24 protein-coding genes and 1 tRNA gene are annotated in these 16,886 nt (G+C 40.6%); 8 read left to right on the plus strand and 17 right to left on the minus strand.

Annotation, left to right across the window (positions count from 1 at the left end; genetic code table 11):
• Positions 1-81 precede the first annotated feature (81 nt).
• The 4 genes from MHH54_RS11295 (at position 82) to sinR (ending at position 3,280) form a co-directional block, all read left to right on the plus strand.
• Positions 82-1,752 (plus strand): SNF2-related protein, encoded by a 1,671-nt coding sequence (locus MHH54_RS11295; protein ID WP_106035385.1) that lies wholly within the window; start codon positions 82-84, stop codon positions 1,750-1,752.
• Between the two features lie 14 nt (positions 1,753-1,766).
• Positions 1,767-2,564, plus strand: coding sequence for a YqhG family protein (locus tag MHH54_RS11300; protein WP_321999337.1), 798 nt, complete (start codon positions 1,767-1,769; stop codon positions 2,562-2,564).
• 182 nt (positions 2,565-2,746) lie between these two features.
• Complete coding sequence (locus MHH54_RS11305) at positions 2,747-2,911, plus strand: anti-repressor SinI family protein (RefSeq protein WP_003217357.1); 165 nt, start codon at positions 2,747-2,749, stop codon at positions 2,909-2,911.
• Between the two features lie 33 nt (positions 2,912-2,944).
• The gene (sinR, locus tag MHH54_RS11310; RefSeq protein ID WP_012010555.1) at positions 2,945-3,280 is read left to right on the plus strand and encodes a transcriptional regulator SinR; all 336 of its coding nucleotides are present in this window, start codon (positions 2,945-2,947) and stop codon (positions 3,278-3,280) included.
• Between the two features lie 67 nt (positions 3,281-3,347).
• Here the strand turns inward: sinR and MHH54_RS11315 are convergent, their stop codons facing one another.
• From MHH54_RS11315 to tapA, 3 genes are read right to left on the minus strand one after another with little or no spacing between them, the layout of a single operon-like run.
• A complete protein-coding gene (locus tag MHH54_RS11315; RefSeq protein WP_003217403.1) occupies positions 3,348-4,148 on the minus strand; it encodes a TasA family protein in 801 nt (266 codons plus the stop codon).
• A 57-nt stretch (positions 4,149-4,205) separates the two neighbouring features.
• On the minus strand, positions 4,206-4,778 hold the full coding sequence (locus MHH54_RS11320) for a signal peptidase I (protein ID WP_003217306.1): 573 nt from the start codon (positions 4,776-4,778) through the stop codon (positions 4,206-4,208).
• 51 nt (positions 4,779-4,829) lie between these two features.
• Positions 4,830-5,357, minus strand: a complete 528-nt coding sequence (tapA, locus tag MHH54_RS11325) for an amyloid fiber anchoring/assembly protein TapA (RefSeq protein ID WP_321999338.1) — start codon at positions 5,355-5,357, stop codon at positions 4,830-4,832.
• 299 nt (positions 5,358-5,656) lie between these two features.
• Between tapA and MHH54_RS11330 the strand changes: the two genes are divergently transcribed.
• On the plus strand, positions 5,657-5,935 hold the full coding sequence (locus MHH54_RS11330; protein WP_003217457.1) for a DUF3889 domain-containing protein: 279 nt from the start codon (positions 5,657-5,659) through the stop codon (positions 5,933-5,935).
• Positions 5,936-5,970: 35 nt separating this feature from the next.
• Here the strand turns inward: MHH54_RS11330 and MHH54_RS11335 are convergent, their stop codons facing one another.
• The 9 genes from MHH54_RS11335 to MHH54_RS11375 form a co-directional block, all read right to left on the minus strand.
• Positions 5,971-6,165, minus strand: coding sequence for a YqzE family protein (locus MHH54_RS11335; protein WP_034620826.1), 195 nt, complete (start codon positions 6,163-6,165; stop codon positions 5,971-5,973).
• Between the two features lie 59 nt (positions 6,166-6,224).
• The gene (comGG, locus tag MHH54_RS11340) at positions 6,225-6,608 is read right to left on the minus strand and encodes a competence type IV pilus minor pilin ComGG (RefSeq protein WP_003217479.1); all 384 of its coding nucleotides are present in this window, start codon (positions 6,606-6,608) and stop codon (positions 6,225-6,227) included.
• Positions 6,605-7,135 carry a competence type IV pilus minor pilin ComGF gene (comGF, locus tag MHH54_RS11345; protein ID WP_226803663.1) on the minus strand — a complete coding sequence of 177 codons (531 nt, stop codon included), beginning with the start codon at positions 7,133-7,135 and terminating at the stop codon, positions 6,605-6,607. Before comGF ends, comGG begins: the two co-directional genes overlap by 4 nt.
• Complete coding sequence (gene comGE, locus MHH54_RS11350; RefSeq protein ID WP_321999339.1) at positions 7,044-7,361, minus strand: competence type IV pilus minor pilin ComGE; 318 nt, start codon at positions 7,359-7,361, stop codon at positions 7,044-7,046. Before comGE ends, comGF begins: the two co-directional genes overlap by 92 nt.
• The gene (comGD, locus tag MHH54_RS11355; protein WP_003217424.1) at positions 7,345-7,791 is read right to left on the minus strand and encodes a competence type IV pilus minor pilin ComGD; all 447 of its coding nucleotides are present in this window, start codon (positions 7,789-7,791) and stop codon (positions 7,345-7,347) included. The genes comGE and comGD overlap by 17 nt, the downstream gene beginning before the upstream one ends.
• Positions 7,784-8,077 carry a competence type IV pilus major pilin ComGC gene (comGC, locus tag MHH54_RS11360; protein ID WP_003217322.1) on the minus strand — a complete coding sequence of 98 codons (294 nt, stop codon included), beginning with the start codon at positions 8,075-8,077 and terminating at the stop codon, positions 7,784-7,786. The genes comGD and comGC overlap by 8 nt, the downstream gene beginning before the upstream one ends.
• A gap of 16 nt (positions 8,078-8,093) precedes the next feature.
• Entirely contained in the window at positions 8,094-9,134 is a 1,041-nt protein-coding gene (gene comGB / locus MHH54_RS11365) for a competence type IV pilus assembly protein ComGB (RefSeq protein WP_113387139.1), read from the minus strand.
• The gene (comGA, locus tag MHH54_RS11370) at positions 9,115-10,185 is read right to left on the minus strand and encodes a competence type IV pilus ATPase ComGA (protein ID WP_003217401.1); all 1,071 of its coding nucleotides are present in this window, start codon (positions 10,183-10,185) and stop codon (positions 9,115-9,117) included. The genes comGB and comGA overlap by 20 nt, the downstream gene beginning before the upstream one ends.
• 177 nt (positions 10,186-10,362) lie before the next feature.
• Positions 10,363-11,235, minus strand: coding sequence for an STAS domain-containing protein (locus MHH54_RS11375; RefSeq protein ID WP_003217438.1), 873 nt, complete (start codon positions 11,233-11,235; stop codon positions 10,363-10,365).
• Between the two features lie 98 nt (positions 11,236-11,333).
• Here MHH54_RS11375 and MHH54_RS11380 point away from each other — a divergent pair.
• Positions 11,334-11,404: transfer RNA gene (locus MHH54_RS11380), tRNA-Gln, on the plus strand.
• Positions 11,405-11,458: 54 nt separating this feature from the next.
• Here the strand turns inward: MHH54_RS11380 and MHH54_RS11385 are convergent.
• On the minus strand, positions 11,459-11,839 hold the full coding sequence (locus MHH54_RS11385; RefSeq protein WP_003217382.1) for a Spx/MgsR family RNA polymerase-binding regulatory protein: 381 nt from the start codon (positions 11,837-11,839) through the stop codon (positions 11,459-11,461).
• 212 nt (positions 11,840-12,051) lie between these two features.
• Here MHH54_RS11385 and MHH54_RS11390 point away from each other — a divergent pair, with 212 nt between their 5' ends.
• Positions 12,052-12,294, plus strand: coding sequence for a DUF2626 domain-containing protein (locus MHH54_RS11390; RefSeq protein WP_003217440.1), 243 nt, complete (start codon positions 12,052-12,054; stop codon positions 12,292-12,294).
• Positions 12,295-12,538: 244 nt separating this feature from the next.
• Here MHH54_RS11390 and MHH54_RS11395 read toward each other — a convergent pair whose 3' ends face one another.
• Positions 12,539-13,177: an MBL fold metallo-hydrolase gene (locus tag MHH54_RS11395; RefSeq protein WP_003217463.1), complete on the minus strand. Its 639-nt coding sequence runs from the start codon at positions 13,175-13,177 to the stop codon at positions 12,539-12,541.
• Positions 13,178-13,334: 157 nt separating this feature from the next.
• On the opposite strand from MHH54_RS11395, the gene MHH54_RS11400 reads away from it, so the two are divergent.
• Positions 13,335-13,508: a DUF2759 domain-containing protein gene (locus tag MHH54_RS11400; protein WP_003217333.1), complete on the plus strand. Its 174-nt coding sequence runs from the start codon at positions 13,335-13,337 to the stop codon at positions 13,506-13,508.
• 223 nt (positions 13,509-13,731) lie between these two features.
• Here MHH54_RS11400 and MHH54_RS11405 read toward each other — a convergent pair whose 3' ends face one another.
• From MHH54_RS11405 to MHH54_RS11415, 3 genes are all read right to left on the minus strand, one after another.
• On the minus strand, positions 13,732-14,046 hold the full coding sequence (locus tag MHH54_RS11405) for an MTH1187 family thiamine-binding protein (RefSeq protein ID WP_342500260.1): 315 nt from the start codon (positions 14,044-14,046) through the stop codon (positions 13,732-13,734).
• A gap of 78 nt (positions 14,047-14,124) precedes the next feature.
• Entirely contained in the window at positions 14,125-15,378 is a 1,254-nt protein-coding gene (locus MHH54_RS11410; protein WP_003217413.1) for an MFS transporter, read from the minus strand.
• A gap of 351 nt (positions 15,379-15,729) precedes the next feature.
• Positions 15,730-16,854 carry a M14 family metallocarboxypeptidase gene (locus MHH54_RS11415; protein WP_003217367.1) on the minus strand — a complete coding sequence of 375 codons (1,125 nt, stop codon included), beginning with the start codon at positions 16,852-16,854 and terminating at the stop codon, positions 15,730-15,732.
• Positions 16,855-16,886 lie beyond the last annotated feature (32 nt).

A 16,886-nucleotide genomic window follows, 5' to 3' on the forward strand; every position in this document is an offset into this window, starting at 1 on the left:
TTTTCAAGACCTCTTAAAAAATGAAGCGTTTAAATACAGAACAATTTTATCCTCAACCTACTAGAAAGGCAGGCGACCACATTGAATATTCAAACGATTTTTGATCAGGATTGGGCAAGTGAATTTCAGCAGCGGCTTGCAGGAGACGGACCCTGGGCGAACTGGGAAATGTACCGTTTAGCGACGCAGGTCCAAAAAGTCACAGCCATTGATTCATTTGAAGGACTGCAAGCTCCTGCCCATTTGCCTGCATTCACGCCTTTAAAACATCAGCTTGAAGTAGCCAGAAGAGTCGTAGAAGAGATGAACGGAAAAGCCATTTTAGCAGATGAAGTGGGACTTGGAAAAACCGTAGAAGCAGGACTTATTATCAAAGAATACATGATTCGTGGACTTGCCAAAAAAATTCTCATACTCGTCCCCGCCTCTCTCGTATCTCAATGGGTACAGGAGCTGCGGACGAAATTTTATATTGATGCTGTCGAACAAAAAAAGAGCTATGTGTGGGAGCAGTGTGACGTCGTGGTTTCCTCCATTGATACAGCCAAAAGACAGCCGCATCGAGACACTATTTTATCCATTGCCTACGATATGGTCATTATTGATGAAGCACACAAACTGAAAAACAATAAAACGAAAAACTATGAATTTGTGAGAAATCTAAATAAGAAATTCTGCTTGCTGCTGACAGCGACGCCTATCCAAAACCGTATTGGAGAAATATTTAATCTTGTCTCCCTTCTGAAGCCAGGTCACCTAGGGAATGAACATCAGTTTAAAGATGTCTTTGCCAAAAAGGATTTACAGCTAGAAGACCATGATCGTTTAAAACAGCTTGTGAATAAAGTAATGATTCGTAACCGAAGGCAAGACACGGGCATCGAGTGGACAAAACGGCATGTCAAAACGATTTCCATTGATTTCTCTCCGACGGAACAAGCATTATATGATGAAATCTGCAAGCTGAAAGAGAACCCGTCCTATACTAAACATATGTTTTCCATCATGACCTTGGAACGAGAATGCTGTTCAAGCCGCGAGGCGGTCTATATGACAATTAAAAAAATGCAGGAAGATGAAAAACATATCCTTGGATCCTCTGCTATAGCGGAAATTATGGAGAAAATCAATCAAGTGCAGCAAAACACAAAGGCGCTTGAAGTCGTTAGGCTTATTCAACAGTTAAATGAAAAAGTCATTATTTTCACCGAATACCGCGCGACACAAATTTATTTACAATGGTTTCTTCAGCAAAATGGCATCAGCTCCGTTCCTTTTCGGGGCGGCTTTAAGCGGGGCAAAAAGGATTGGATGAAAGATTTATTTAGAGAACGGGCGCAAGTGTTAATTGCTACAGAAGCCGGCGGCGAAGGAATCAACCTTCAGTTTTGTAACCAAATCATCAACTACGATCTTCCGTGGAACCCGATGCGTTTAGAACAGCGGATTGGACGTATCCACCGCCTTGGACAAGAGCGAGATGTCCACATTTACAATATGGCAACTAACGGTACCGTTGAGGAACACATCTTAAAGCTTTTATATGAAAAAATTCAGCTGTTTGAAAACGTCATTGGCGATCTAGATGATATTTTAACGCGAATCGATATCAAAGATGCCGAATCAGAACTGCATCAGATTCTCTTTCAGCACGAATCAGACGGTGACATGAAAAAGAAATTAACTCAGTTTGCTTCCTATTTAACAGAAGCAAAAACACCGCTTTTAGAAAAAAGACAGCAAGGCTCATAAAGGAGAGTTGATCAATGAAGCAGCGTGACATACATACCTTTCTTCTCCGTTTCTTTCAGGCAAATCAATGCGACATACTAGAAGAAAGTGCTGGACATATGACCGTACAACTAACCATCGATATGGATAAATTGATTATGAACCGCCCTTTTTATTGGCACTGGCTTGAAAAAACTGGTGGTGTTCCGGAGCCGCGGCAATTGACCCTCATCACCGATCAAAAAAAAGTGGATGATACCATTGAGGGTGAATTTATCCACTTCGGCTCCCCTCGTTTATTCCAAATTTTTGAAGCCATCAAGCAGCAGGGCCGATTTATCCGTCTCTATGAACGAGTCACCCCGCTCATGGCCAACCAGATCGCACTCGAGCCCTGGCTTGGTCTCAATGTGAAAATTTCTTATCTGGCAGATCGAAAGAAGGATAAGCTTTTATCACTAGGACTTCATCTAATACGCGGAGAAGTCGTTGAACAATTTCAAGAAAAGCTGGAAACCCGTGAGCTGTCATCTCAAATTCCCGATTACTGCTTTACGATGAGTACAATGATCAAGCCAGAAAGCGGCGTCAAACGGCTCTACAGTTTAATGGAGCATTACGCCCATGAGGAACCAGATGATTGGGCGGTAAGAGCTGTTCAAAAATGGAAAGAAGACACTGAACTTTTAAACCAATTTTATGAAGGGACTTCAGACACGTCTGTAGAATATGAAATAGAAAGACAAGCACTCAAAACTTTATACGAACCAAAAATCAGTCTAACGATTGAAAATGGCGGACTTTTTTACTTACAGCAAAAAAGAGGAGGTTGACCTATAGGTCCCCTCCCTTTCATGTGACGTACAATTTTCGATCAGCCAAAAGCAACGTTTGTCTGTTTGTATTGGGCGGAAAAATGACGCAAGCAAACTATGAGGTCTTACCACCTGTGTCTTTCCATTTCATGCGTTAAGTGCCTGAAATACATGATTCAGTATTTTAGGAGGGTATTTGTATGGAAAAGAAAACGAACATATTAGACAGTGAATGGGTTCAATTATTACTTGAAGCTCGTAAAGCAGGGCTAACAGTAGAAGAAGTCCGTCAATTCCTCAAATCAAGTGAAAAGTCCTCTGAGTCTCACCCTCTGGTAAGAAGTCATTCTATCAAACCTTTCTGAATGTGCTATAATATCGAAAGGAAGGTGATGACATTGATTGGCCAGCGTATTAAACAATACCGCAATGAAAAAGGCTACTCACTATCAGAACTGGCCGAAAAGGCTGGGGTAGCGAAGTCTTATTTAAGCTCAATAGAAAGAAACTTGCAAACAAACCCCTCCATTCAATTTCTTGAAAAAGTCTCCGCTGTTCTGGACGTCTCGGTTCATACACTGTTACACGAAAAAGATGAAACCGAATACGATGGTCAATTAGATAGTGAATGGGAAAAACTAGTTCGAGATGCAATGACATCAGGGGTTTCGAAAAAGCAATTTCGTGAATTTTTAGATTATCAAATCTGGAGAAAAAAGCAAGAAGAGGAGTAAAGCGCACATTTTAGCGCATACTCCTCCAATTGCTATGCAGAACTTGATATCAGTCTAAAGACTGACTTTATTTTTTATCTTCGCTGTGTGCTTTTTCGTTTTCTTTCACGTAGCCTTTTTCATCCGTATGCTTTTTGGGATTGATCGTTAAACCATTCCACTGAGTCGCTTCGAAGGAAAGATCAATTTGAATCGCATCGCCTTGGTATTTATTTTGGATATAGTGACCAGCTTTATCCTTCGTCTGGTCATTGACAAATTCAATGATCATTTCCATTTTATCGTAATCAAACGGGTTCTTTGGTATGCCGTCATACTCTGGAGCCACTGTTCCATCAACAGTTGCTACATTAATCTTCCCACTTTCATGTAAAAACTTCTCATCGACGGCATGACGAAGCTTTTCAAATGCAGTCTGATCCTGTTTTGCCGTTAGTTCATGCAAGTCAAGCAGGTTTGCAGCATCTAAGATAATATTTTTCGGATAACCATTTCCACCTTCGGCTCCAACCGTCAGAACACTCACCTGAAACTGACTGAGAAATTCTTCAGCTGTATTCTTACCGCCATTTTTCGAGGAAGCTCCATCTTGAAACTGGCTGTAATCAAGACTCATCAGCACTTGATTGATCGCAAGTGATCCTTTATTTTCAAAATTAAATTCTTTCTTGATGCGATCACCAGGTTTTAAGTTTGAAAGGTTGATGGCGCCGGAGTTCTCTTTTGCAGATAAATCCAGCTCTCCTGTCGAGTAGACCGCATTTGCCGTTTCTACATCGTTAAACGCCGCCCATGTCCCCCCACCAATTAATGCCAGGCCTAAAGCCCCTGATAATACACCTAAACGAATTGATCTTTTCTTTGCCATGAATGAACCCCCTAATAAATTGTTTTATTGAAACCTAATTAGGTTACAAACGAAAATTTAAGCTTGTTCCTCTGACATCTGTAAATCGGCCGTGTGTCTTCGGTGTTTTGCAGCGCCTACAAAATGAAGAGTCGAATAAACGAGCAGCATCACACCTGGTATAATGAGCAGCAACGCGGTTCCAGCCGAAGTCCCTGCATACGAAAGAAGCTTTCCTGCATATGGAATGGTCACACCCGTATACTGCGCAGCCACCTGATCCGCTTTTACTAGCGTGCCGTCCTGATACATATTGTGGTCACCTTTCGTCTCAAAGGCTTTATTTGCTCCCTTTCCTTTCACCCCAACAATTCGGTGGGTCACATAAGACTGGTCCTGCTTCGTTTGAAATGTGATAATATCCCCTTTTTTAAGTGCCTCCGGTGAAGTCACTTCTTTTACGACAATGAGTGAGCCAGTCGAAAATTCTGGTTCCATTGAGCCAGATAATACTTGCTTGAATTGATAACCGAAAATTTGAGGATCTCCCCCTGTAGTTCTTGATGACAATACGACAATAATACATGCAATCATCACCGTGAACACCACCACATAAAGAATACTTCCAGACATCTTCATCCATTTCTTCATGACCTCTTCTCCCCTTCGCCTATCATTGTTTCATTTAGAAGACAGCTCCATTTAGGATGCCTTTTCTTGACACTTTGCGAGCTGCATATGTTTAGACCATATAAATGCTTCTCCAGATCCTTCAAAACCTTTAGGGTAATAGATTTTAAACACATAGATTCCATTCGTTTTTGCTTTATCTGTCGTGACAGTCGTTGTTTGTTGAGAAAGAAGGGACTGTATAGAGCCTTTTTCAAGAATATGACCATCTTGTAACGGCTTCTGCTCACTTTTCACTTTATGTAATTCCCATTTCCATTCAGAGTGTGCAATAGGTTGTCCACTATTTTTTAATGTCATGCTCAAGCTTTGAGGCGCGCAGACTGTTCTTTTGATCATCGTTTGATCAATGAGCTCCAAATGACTTCTATCCCATTTGGAAGGCTGACAATGCTGGTCCGTCTGTTCAAAATTTTCGCATGTTTTCATGACAAAATTTGAGTGCTCAATATCGTTAAAAGAAGCGTTCGTTTTTGAGATCAAGAGTGACGTGAAAATCAAACAAATGGCACAAAAAAGTACAAAGAACGACTGTTTCATTCATTCTCCAACTCCTTGAACGATTGTTCTTTAATAAGAACGATTACATACAGTATAAGGAAATACCTATAAAACCCAAAACGTCAAATTAGTCCATTTTGTTCTTAAACAAGAATGATTACGAGAAAATTCTTCCATTTTCTCATTCTTTCGCCGTATTCAATATTTTTTTGTGTGACATTTGTACTTCTTAAAAATTTACATAAAAGTGCAGCATTTGGTCAGAATAATAGCAGGTGAGGTGATGTGAAGTGAAATATGGAAAGATGATAATCATGCTCAGTTTACTGTTGGGTCCTATGATACAAGACGCCAATCCTGCGGATGCGAGAGGTTTCACTGCCGCCGCAGATCAATGGGAAACGCGGGCAGTCAAAGAAGCAAAGAAACGATATCCGCTAACGCAAGTCTTATTCAAACAAAAAGTATGGGACCGTCATCGTGAGAAGGAATCTGTGAAACAGTATCATATTACGTTAAAAGACCACACCAAAGAATTTGGGGTATTTGTCACTATTTCTTATAACCCTTACTCAAACAAGGTCAATAAAGTGATTGTTGTGGAAGAATACAGCTAATGGGGCATAAAAAAACCGCCTCTGCTGGCGGCTTTTTACTTTTGTCGATGTCGCTTACGTTTTTTTAGCATCATTGAAAACCCAAACGGCAGAACCCCAAATAAACGCTGTGAAAATGGCGGTTTCGTTTCCATTCTCTCTTGTTTATGTTCTTTCCGTTCGTCACGTGGTGTATTCATATATTTAATGATTTCCTGTGTCATATATTTTACATAGTCATTTGTTTTCAAGCACATTCACCTCTTCTTTCTTCAAGTGTTACCAGGAAGAGGATCATTTTATACACTGGCTATTCACGGTTTGCCCATTTCATGATTTCACGGGTCTTCCAATTCAGCACGAGTTCCCGTTCATCTGATAAACCATCTTTTGTTTTCACCCTGACTAACATGTGGATACGCTTTTTCTTTTGATCGCATGTTATCTTCTTTAATGTCACGCGGCCTTCTTCAGTGTGAATATGAGTTTGCTGCTGTTCACACAAACGATGGAATGTACGGGCAGCTTCACTCGCACCCACCCTGAAAAGCTGCTGTTTTTTATAAAACGAAATCGTCAGCTCTGCACTTCTCAGCTCTTTTTGAAACCCTATCGTCATCGCCCCTAGGATCAAGAGAAAAAATAGAATTGCAGCCAGTACATGCGGATAGATAAATCCTCCTTCCCTTTTCACGATGTAGGAACCACCCCTTTATATATGAAAAAAACAGCTTCATACACCTTACCAGACTCATCTGTGACTTTAAGGATAGCTCTATGCTGATTTGTTCTCACGCGAAATTCTTTCACCTTTTGCAATAAAGGGAGATGGCCTGCTTGATCCATTCGCTTCCGAAGCATCTCTTGATATGGCTCAATCGTTACGACTCGCCCTTGATCAGATACATACTCTAACGCTTTACCTCCTTGCACCGATCGAACAGCCGTTGCTCGGCTTAATTCCTCATCTAATTGCAGAACAGTCTGTTTCCACTCCATTTGCGAAAATCGGTTAATCTCTTCAAAAGGACGGGCTTTCTCAGCTGTAGAAAAGATCAGTACACAGCCAAAAGAAAGGAACAAAAATAGCTGCAATTGCCATAAAGCCTGGACAAAGGTAAAACCTTGTTCACCGTTCAGCAACCTGGTGAAAGCATATGGTCTGCTTTTTTTGTATGTTGTATGATACACATCCCTTCTCTTTACTCCAATTGAATACATATGTGATGTCGCCTCGCTTCTTTTTGACAGAAGATCTTGTACCCTCTATGAACGATTCATTCATCTGTTCATGCAAAATTTGATAAGCCTCAAGTTTGGCTCTTACTTCATTTTTCCCTATTATGATTTTTTCATAGGCCGGCATAAGCACAAGGGCTGCAAATAGGAAGATATGACAAGCAAACAGCGCTTCTATCGTAATAAACCCTCTATTGCTTTTGAACATGGATTCGCCCGCTTCCTAAATAGATCGTGAGCTTATACGTTTGACTGCCAAATTGAATGATGAGAGACCCGCCGCTGCTTGGATGTCCGTTTACATTAAAATAGATACCTTGTGGAAATGTAGAAGCCTGAATGCTTCCCTTTTGTTGCTGAAAAGAAGCAATGACTTCGCCATCCTTTTGATCGATTACTTGATACGATACATGTGGCGGATGGAATTCAACATATACACGTGTTTTTTTGACAAATGCAGTATTAGCAGCCAATTGAAAATCTTGTTTCATGATGTTCACTTGTTTTTTGGCTTCAGCGTCTTCTATTAAATTTGGGATTTTTACTCCTATGATCGACAATAGAATTGATAGAACCAGTAAGATCATTAGCTGTTCTATGAGGGTAAAACCCTTTTCATGAAAAATTAATTTATTCATGCTTCACATGGCCGTTTTGAATGACAATCGCTTTTCCATTAGGACACGTTAATCCCTTTTTAACATAGCCTTCTTTTTCTAATTCAGCTAAAGATGGTGTCTTGCCATCGTGCTCTAATTCATATGCCATCACCTGAGTGCTCACCATTGATTTAAGCCCTTCACAGCCCTTTGCTTGAATCGTTTGGTGGTGACGAGTAATATTCGGAATGGTAATAAGTAAAAGAATCGAAATCACAAGCATGACAATTAACATTTCTAACAGAGTAAATCCTTTATCATTCATGTCTTTGCCCTCCTCCTTACACTTGCTCCATCAGTTGATACATTGGTAAAAGAATAGATAAATACACAATGAGTATAAGAATTGCCGTCAGTCCATAGATAACCGGCTGCAGCCACGACATCCATTTTTCAATTTTCAACTCTGCATTCTCTAATAGAAATTGACTGTACGTGTACATTTCTCTTGCAAGCATCCCGCTCGCTTCACCATGCTCGATGACGGCTGCAAAACGTTTTTCAAAAAAAGGAGACAGGCTCACTTGATGTGCCATTCTCTCTCCTTTTCTTAACTCTTTAATCATCTGTTCTGATATTTCTTGAAGAAAGGGTAAGTAGCTTTGCTGCTTAAAAGCTAGCAAGCTCTCGTACATCGATAATCCAGCCTGAAGCAGTCCGCTTAACTGTAGAGAGAAAAGATACGTATGCATCAGCCGCATTCCTTTATATAAAAAAGGAAACCTGCTGATCACCCTCAGCTTCTCAAGGGTAGATTTTTTCCTAAAAAAGAAAGCATAGTATCCAGTCAGACAGATACACACACAGCCGATGAGGAGGAGAGATACATGCAGCAATTGAAAGAGTCCAAACATACCTTGAATCAGCCATGACATTCGGGTATCCATCGAGGAGTACAAGAGAGAAAATTGAGGAATAATCATTTGCTGAACGAGTATGAGCACGATCAAAACTGTAAAGATGAGGAAAATCGGGTAACGTAATATGCGTTTAAACGTATCTACCTGTTTAATTTTTTTCTCTAAAAACCGTGCGCTTTGTTCAAGTGCTTTTGCTAGACTTCCATGCTTTTCGGAGAAGCTTAAAATGGCGATGACTTCCCGCTGAAAATGGAGTCTTTCTAGCACCACATAAAAAGGCTCCCCTTCGAGCAGCCACTGAATGCCCGGTGCTAATTGTTGCTGCTGCTTGTTCGACAACTGGATATTCAACATCGTTAATGCCTCAATCAGTGTATATCCAGCCTGAATCAATTGAGCAAGTTTTGATAGACATTCCGCTTGATCCTTTTTAGACCATGCTTTAGAGGCTTGCTTCTTCATAAACCCAGCGATGATAGGTGTTTTTCGATAAATAGCCTAGTGCCACTCCTTTACGAATTAATCTTTGCAGTGTTTCATATGACGAGTGAGCATATTCTCCTTTAGCCTCCTTGATACACTCACGAAGCTCCTTTCCGAACAGCAGTTCAAATACATTTGTTCGTCTGACCGGTCGATTTAATTTACAGTAAAGCTGGCATGTTTCTCCGCAAAAAGGACAGGTGAGCTCGATTAATCGCTGCGCAGCAATCGCCACCATCGTTTGTTCGAGTTCATTCATCGTGACACCAAATTCAAGCATACGATAAAGGGCTCCTTTTGCATTTTTCGCATGGAGTGTACTCATCACTAAATGGCCTGTCAGTGCTGCTCTAATTGCCGTTCGAGCCGTTTCAGCATCTCTTATTTCTCCTAGCACAATCATATCTGGATCATGTCTTAAAATAGCGCGTAATCCTGCGGCATATGTGATACCGGCTTTTTCATTTACTTGAACCTGCAGCACTTCTTCATTTCTCGTTTCCACAGGATCTTCAAGTGTAATAATATTTCTGTTGAAATTCTTTTTTGCAAACTGGATCAATGAATAAAGGGTTGTTGTTTTCCCTGAATTGGTTGGACCGGTAAATAAAATGAGCCCATGCGAATGATTCAAAAATGATAATAACCTGGTGGAGGCTTTCGGAAATAGTGACAGATGTTTTATTTTTGGAACATGATCCTGCGGTAATATTCTAATCACTAAGCTCTCATCATTTACAGTTGGTAGGGTAGACATCCGAATAAACACCTGACCCCTTCTTAGCATCACAGCTAATGACCCATTTTGCGGTCTCCGTTTTTCTCCGATATCCATGGATGATAAAAATTTAAAATGAGCAATGAGCCGCTCGCCGCTTTTTTTATCAATGGTTCGCTGCTGAATTAAATCTGAGTCTACGCGGAAAGATACCGACGCTTTCTTTTCCTTTGGAACAATGTGCACATCAGATGCTCTCATGCGGCATGCTTCTTCTAGCAGCTCTTGTCCCAAGTATTCAATCCCATACAAATGGTCCACTCCCTTCTCTGACCATATTGTAAGTCAGAGGAACCTGTCTGACAAAAGAGCAATTTATCATTTTAATGCCTAATCAATCGAAAAAATCATCAGCTTGCGATGGAAAACGTGGTTTTTTAAAAAAGTGCATATAAAAAAACCTGACTTTTACAAGTGCAGGTTTTTTAGTCATGTGGCTTCTTGCGGCTGTTCTTCAAAAATACGAAATCCTCTTTTTTCCAAGGCTTTTGCAAGGCTGTGTTCTGTATTTACTTTTGAGAAATCAATGCCGAGTTTCACAACGGTTTGAGCAATTTCTGGGCGGATGCCTGAAATAATCGTCTCAATGCCTAGAAGCTTCGCACTATCCACCACTTTAAACAGCTGATAAGCAACCATCGTATCAACGATCGGTACGCCTGATATATCAATAAACAAATGCGTTAGACGCAGTCTTGAAGCCTGTTCTAGCACGGATTCCAAAATAATTTTGGCCCGGTACGTATCAATCTCCCCGATGAGCGGCAAAATTCCGATTTCCTTTGAAACTGGAATAACAGGAGCACTCAGTTCCTGAATCATCTCTCTTTGTGCATTGAGCTGACTCAGTGTCACGCGGTCGTATTCCTCTGATAAACGCTCGATCATATCATCAAACGTTGAATGAAAATGCTGATTCCACCCGCATACATCTTGGAGCGTCACTTCAAGCTCAGTTTCTAGTATGAATTTCTCGATTCTCGAACAGAAAATCTGACGAAATATCTTAAATTGTCCAATGATTTCATATAAAGGCACTTCGTGAACGGCTCGATCACGTGCGATATCAACAGACCACTTTTTCAAATGATTTTCTACTTTGTCTGACAGCGTCACAAGCGTTGCTGCAATGGTTTGAATAAACGCTGTGTTCTGTTCCTTCAACTTCATTTCCGTTTCCTCTGAAGCATGTTTGGAATATAATGAGCCTTCTTCTGTTCTTGTTTTCAGCCATTCTTCGGTCATGACGGGGGCTTCTTTTAGGATAAATTCATATAATTGCTTAGATTTTTCATTTTTCATTTACTTCTTCCGCTCCTTTTTCACTTAAAACTCGTGACATACAACTTTTATGTATAAATGACCGCAGATGGTGAACAATATCATTACACGTTTGATATTGGGCTATAGCCAAGTGGTAAGGCAATGGACTTTGACTCCGTGATCGTTGGTTCGAACCCAGCTAGCCCAGTTCAGCACAAAAACGAAGACGGCTGAAGCATGTTTCAGCTGATCTTCGTTTTTATTAGGAAACTGATTGATGTATCGCTTTCTTTTTTGATAATTTCATGAGTTCGCCTGGATTATAGCCTACTACTAATTTATTTCCATCAATGATAATTGGTCTTCGGAGCAGTTTTGGTTTTTCAATAAGAAGCTGAAGAACCTCGTTTACTTTTAAATCATTAATATTTAAATTTAAGCTTTTAAAAGCCTGACTTCGTGTGGCTAAAATTTCATCCATTCCTTCTGTTGTTAAGGAAAGGATCTTTTTTAATTCTTCTAGTGTTGGCGTTTCTCTGAAAAGGTGACGCTCTTTAAAATCAATTTGATTCGCCTTTAACCAATGTTTTGTTTTGCGGCAAGACGTGCAGCTCGGGTATGAATAAAAAGTAATGTCACTCATTAGTCTTCCTCCTTAGGTCGTTAACCTTTTCTCTTATGGAGTAAGTACCCTCATGTATTTCAGCATAAACACGTTTTGATCACTTTTTCAAAAAAATTTTTCTACTCGTAAAATAAATGTTCACACGTTGTCAAAAATGTAAATGTTTACATAACAAGTGGTGATCAGCTATAATATGAATCAAAGGGGTTTTTTTAAGGGGAGGGAAAGAAATGAATCGCATGTTCCGCGTGCTTGGCTTTTGGACGGGTATTTTTGCTGTCATGTTCTATTTAGGGCATATGAAAGATGCATCGTTGCTGTTCTTCGGTCAAACCGTTCTTTTTGTATTTTTATCCTACTTGAATTTATCCGAAAGAATGTATATTTACATTTTCGGAGCGTACTTGACGATTTTCTTTGCCGGATTTACATATTATTCGATTTTCATCATGGTTCCCGGTACCGGACATTAATTGAAAAAAAGCATCGCTATAAAAAGAGATGCTCAGATTGTTGACAAAGGGCTAAAATGATTTTATTTTAGCCCTTTGTCTTCTTTTCAGCGTGATAGAAAACCTTTGAAGTCTAGGAAGGACGAGCATCGGAGCGGAGCGAATTTGACATTCGTGAGCACCGGAGCGCAGACCTGACAACGAATGCGAGGGTTTGTCTACACGCTGAGCATCTCTATAAAAAGAGATGCTTTTTTTCATACGTTTAAAGAGAAAAGCCATTGATAAATGGATTTTGTTCCTGCTCCGTAAGTACAGTGGTTTCTCCGCCATGTCCACTTAAAACAAGAGTTGATTCTGGTAAAGACAATAATTTGTTATGAATTGATTGAAGCAGCACTTCTTGACTGCCCCCTACTAAATCTGTTCTCCCGATGCCGCCTTCAAATAGCGTGTCACCAGAAATCACAAATCCTTCTTCCGCCGAATAGTAAGACACACTGCCTGGTGAATGCCCAGGAGTGTGGAACATCTCTAATGTAAACGATCCAATTTGAAGAGTTCCTTCTGACGTAATTAATTTTTCAGCTTCTTTGACCGTAATTCCATTTCCAATCAATCGAGCTGAACCGTTTAATTCAGCGTTCGTGAGCCATTCTTTTTCATTCTCGTGTACATAGAGTGGCACTCCCCACTCTGCGCGCACTTCATCTGCGGCACCGATATGATCAAAATGAGCATGTGTCAGTAAGACCGCAAGCGGTGTGAGCTGTTTTTCTTTTACATAGGAAATTAGCTTTTGTGCTTCACCGCCTGGATCAAAGATTAAACATTCTCCGTGCTCATTTTTCCAAATATACGCATTCGCTTGTACATAGCCTAGTGGCATTCTTCTCCAATTCATTTTCATCACCTACTTTATTCATTCTTTTTTATTATGAAGGCTACACAATAAAAATTCAAACAATCGTCAACTGGAATCTACTCGACAAGCTTTATGAAAACGGTTAAAATGAAAAGAAAGGAAATCAAGGGGATTGATGACAAAGGGGGACTTTCACATGATGCTCGTCATTATTTTTGGTCTAGTCACGATTTTAGCTGCACTCGGGATCTATCGCTCACTTAAAAAAGTGAACGTACTTGCCATCGCTTTTGCTGGCGCGACATTTTTGGTTTTTGGCTGGTTTACTGTCATGACCATCATCTATAGCGGTTATCCAACTGCACATTAAAAAGCCTGCATATGGCAGGCTTTTAGATTATTGACAAAGGGCTAAAATGATCTTGATTTTAGCCCTTTGTCTTCTTTTCAGCTTGATAGAAAACCTTTGCAGCCTAGGAAGGACGAGTACCGGAGCGGAGCGAATTTGATATTCGTGAGCACCGGCACGCAGGACTGACACCGAATGCGAGGGTTTGTCTACACGCTGAAAGCCTGCATTTAGCAGGCTTTTTTTATTGATTCAAGTGCTTATTCACGCTTTCTATTTTACTTGTAAGCGTTGTGGTTTGATCCCGCCTGTCATCAATGCGGATATTGGTCGCTACGCGGTGCAGTCCCTTTTCAAAAGGTGCTTCATGAATGTGCTGAATGACTTCAAATAAAACGGATAATTCACCTTCAATTAATGTATTCATTGGTGTTAGTTGATAATTAATTTTCCCTTCTTTTTGAAAGCCTTCTAAAATTCTTTGTACATTTGCTACATAAGCACTGACACTTGGTGTTTCCGTGCCTATTGGAATGATAGTGACATCTGCTATGGCCATGTTTATTGCCCCTTTCCACTCAAATCCTCATGTTTTCTCGTCCTCATTGTAACCTATTCGCAATCCATCATGCCATGCTCACGTTGCATTTAAAGAAGGTTTGTCCCGTTCTATCGTCAAATCCGCCCTCTCTACCTTCCCAATTTTTGTGAATAGCAGCAGGCATATCCCTGATACAGCTTCAATGATGCCTCCAGCCGCAATGACATATCCGGAACCAAATAATGTCGCCATATAGCCGCCAATGAGAGCGCCTAACGGGATCATGAAGAAGGAAATCATATTGATAATTGCATACACTTGCGGCTGATCCTCTGCTTTTACTGACAATTGAATCATTGTATGTTCAGGCACGTTGACTGCACTGATGGCGGCACCTAATGCAAAAGCTGATATAAACACAAGTGGTAAAAATGCGTTCATACCTGTGATGAAAAACGAGATTCCATCAACAATCCCGGCACCTATAAACAGCAGCCCATACCGGTTCACTTTTACCTTTGTCAAAACAAACCCCATCAAGAATGCACCTAGTGCCGTTGTGACTTTAATAAATGAATAGATCACGGGTCCACTATGTAAATCCTCTGTTAAATAAATAACAGACAATGCTTCCCATGGTGCGGCAGCAAAGTTTGAGCAGACACAAAAAATCGCCAATGGGAACAAAATATGATGCCTTCTCACAAGTGAAAATCCCCGAATCAATCTTTTGCCGTATGATACCCCTTTTTTGGCTTTATCAATGATGATTTCTGTTTCATATGTAATGATTAATACAAGTAAAGCGGACAAGAGATAAAGAGGAATAATCACAAGCATTGTATATCCTACCCCTACAAACGCAATCATGACACCACAAACCGTGACCGTCACAAGCCTGACTACATGACTTGCTGATTGAATAGTTGCATTCGCTTTTTGTATGAGGTCCTCATGGACAAGCTTTGGAATAATTGATACAGACGCCGGTTCGTAGGAGCCACCAGTTGCCGAATGAAGCAGCATACACCCAATAACAAGTGCTAATGGCGTGAAACCATAAAAGTAACTGACCACAATCACAAGAATTATCGCTCCTCTTGTTAAATCAGCAAAACACATCCAAAATTTCAATTGATGCGGCTTCATCATTGGGGTAATTAGCGGCCCAACAATGGCTTGCGGAACAAAGCTGACCGCAATAAAAAAGGCTGTTCCAATTGCCCCTTTTCCGCCTAGTACTAAAAGCCACAAGATGGTGTTGAAAGATAAACTATCAGCTGTTATTTTGCACATTTTAGACATAAATAAGTAAGTGAAATTCCTTTTCCACAGGCTTTGAGCACTCAATGATCGACATCTCCCTAAAACATATCCTTTTTTTTACATCCATACCTTTCACAATAGCTCACAATTTGGCCTTCGTCAATTGCCCTAACATTATTTTTATTGACAATAAGAAATTGCTTCATGTTCAAATGTAAAAAGCACCTGACAGGTGCTTTTAGATTGTTGACAAAGTGCTAAAATGATTTTTATTTTAGCACTTTGTCTTCTTTTCAGCGTGATAGAAAACCTTTGAAGTCTAGGAAGGGCGAGCACTGGCGCGGAGCGAATTGAACATTCGTGAGCACCAGCGCGCAGACCTGACAACGAATGCGAGGGTTTGTCTACACGCTGAAAGCACCTGACAGGTGCTTTTTAACACTTACATGCTTCCCATAACAACCGCTTTGTTTTCTCATAGATCGTGTCAAATTGATTCATGGAAAGAGGATTTTTTCCTAGGCCAAGCTCGACTGTATACCCCTCATTGTGACATTGATAAATAAACCAATCGCGATAGCCTGCATAGCTGTCAAGATATTGAACCGGTTTATAGCCGCTTACTTGTTCGAATCGTTTGACCGTTTCTTTTGAGATGGCTGGTTCATGACCAAGAAACCCCCAGTATATCTCTTCCCCTTGTGTATGGAGAGCAACAAGCCTGTCAAAGCGTTTTCGTAACGCTAGATTTGCCATCGCTTTCGCTTCTGGCTCTGTTAGCGGCTGATACCCAGGAAAACCTCGATTGGACGGAGCCTTAGTTTCATAACGGTAGTATTCGATCTCCCAATAAGCAGGAAATTGATTGTTCAAATCCACCCCTCGTATATTTGCTTTCCACTCCTGATAGTCAGCATATCCATCATGTAGCGGTGTGAATTCTTCACTGCTCAGACCAAGTGACTCTGGTCCATTTCGTACGAGGTCCACACCATCTGGATTCACCAATGGTACGATAGAGAGAGCTGTGGTTCGCAGAATATGAACGGCTTCATGATGCCTTGCTTGCACCGGGTCAGATGCAGCCAAACACAGCGATTTCAGCCATTTTATTAAAACAGACGTCGTGATCCATTCATTTGCATGAAAAGAGGCATTCAAATGAATAGAATGTAAATGCTGAACAGGCTCTGTTCGGATTTCATAAATAGGTGTATCAAGCACTGAATGACCTATGATGCTCATTTGAAGAAAAGGAAATGCGGCTTTCAAGTGGCTCAACTCTTCTTCTAATTGAGCACTATCATATTCAAAGGTTCCATTGATCCAATCATCGGATTGCTGCAGCCTGTATGGCGCAATAAATTTCTGCAGCTCACCTATGGAAGAAAATGAATGGATGCCTTCCGGAAGTCGATATCCCGGTAAAAGGAGGTACTCATTGCTGATTTGATTGGATAAATGGAAAGCTGCATTCCCTATCCCTAACTGCTTTGCTACATGATCCTTTTCCTCTCCATCTAGCTGCCATTCAATTTTCCCAAACGACGTTGTCTTCATTTACATCCCTCCTCTCATACTATATGAGCCGG

This window comes from Bacillus sp. FSL K6-4563 (assembly GCF_038630405.1).
Taxonomy (GTDB): Bacteria; Bacillota; Bacilli; order Bacillales; family Bacillaceae; genus Bacillus; species Bacillus pumilus.

Bases quoted from the DNA above. Each gene is read 5' to 3' on its own strand.
- comGC (WP_003217322.1), bottom strand. From the start codon at position 8,077: ATGAATGATAAAGGATTTACTCTGTTAGAAATGTTAATTGTCATGCTT.
- MHH54_RS11405 (WP_342500260.1), bottom strand. From the start codon at position 14,046: ATGGCCATAGCAGATGTCACTATCATTCCAATAGGCACGGAAACACCA.
- MHH54_RS11390 (WP_003217440.1), top strand. From the start codon at position 12,052: ATGAATCGCATGTTCCGCGTGCTTGGCTTTTGGACGGGTATTTTTGCT.
- comGD (WP_003217424.1), bottom strand. From the start codon at position 7,791: ATGAATAAATTAATTTTTCATGAAAAGGGTTTTACCCTCATAGAACAG.
- comGE (WP_321999339.1), bottom strand. From the start codon at position 7,361: ATGTTCAAAAGCAATAGAGGGTTTATTACGATAGAAGCGCTGTTTGCT.
- comGF (WP_226803663.1), bottom strand. From the start codon at position 7,135: ATGTATTCAATTGGAGTAAAGAGAAGGGATGTGTATCATACAACATAC.
- MHH54_RS11385 (WP_003217382.1), bottom strand. From the start codon at position 11,839: ATGAGTGACATTACTTTTTATTCATACCCGAGCTGCACGTCTTGCCGC.
- MHH54_RS11320 (WP_003217306.1), bottom strand. From the start codon at position 4,778: ATGAAGAAATGGATGAAGATGTCTGGAAGTATTCTTTATGTGGTGGTG.
- MHH54_RS11400 (WP_003217333.1), top strand. From the start codon at position 13,335: ATGATGCTCGTCATTATTTTTGGTCTAGTCACGATTTTAGCTGCACTC.
- comGB (WP_113387139.1), bottom strand. From the start codon at position 9,134: ATGAAGAAGCAAGCCTCTAAAGCATGGTCTAAAAAGGATCAAGCGGAA.
- MHH54_RS11415 (WP_003217367.1), bottom strand. From the start codon at position 16,854: ATGAAGACAACGTCGTTTGGGAAAATTGAATGGCAGCTAGATGGAGAG.
- MHH54_RS11375 (WP_003217438.1), bottom strand. From the start codon at position 11,235: ATGAAAAATGAAAAATCTAAGCAATTATATGAATTTATCCTAAAAGAA.
- MHH54_RS11330 (WP_003217457.1), top strand. From the start codon at position 5,657: ATGATACAAGACGCCAATCCTGCGGATGCGAGAGGTTTCACTGCCGCC.
- MHH54_RS11315 (WP_003217403.1), bottom strand. From the start codon at position 4,148: ATGGCAAAGAAAAGATCAATTCGTTTAGGTGTATTATCAGGGGCTTTA.
- MHH54_RS11300 (WP_321999337.1), top strand. From the start codon at position 1,767: ATGAAGCAGCGTGACATACATACCTTTCTTCTCCGTTTCTTTCAGGCA.
- MHH54_RS11395 (WP_003217463.1), bottom strand. From the start codon at position 13,177: ATGAATTGGAGAAGAATGCCACTAGGCTATGTACAAGCGAATGCGTAT.
- MHH54_RS11305 (WP_003217357.1), top strand. From the start codon at position 2,747: ATGGAAAAGAAAACGAACATATTAGACAGTGAATGGGTTCAATTATTA.
- tapA (WP_321999338.1), bottom strand. From the start codon at position 5,357: ATGAAACAGTCGTTCTTTGTACTTTTTTGTGCCATTTGTTTGATTTTC.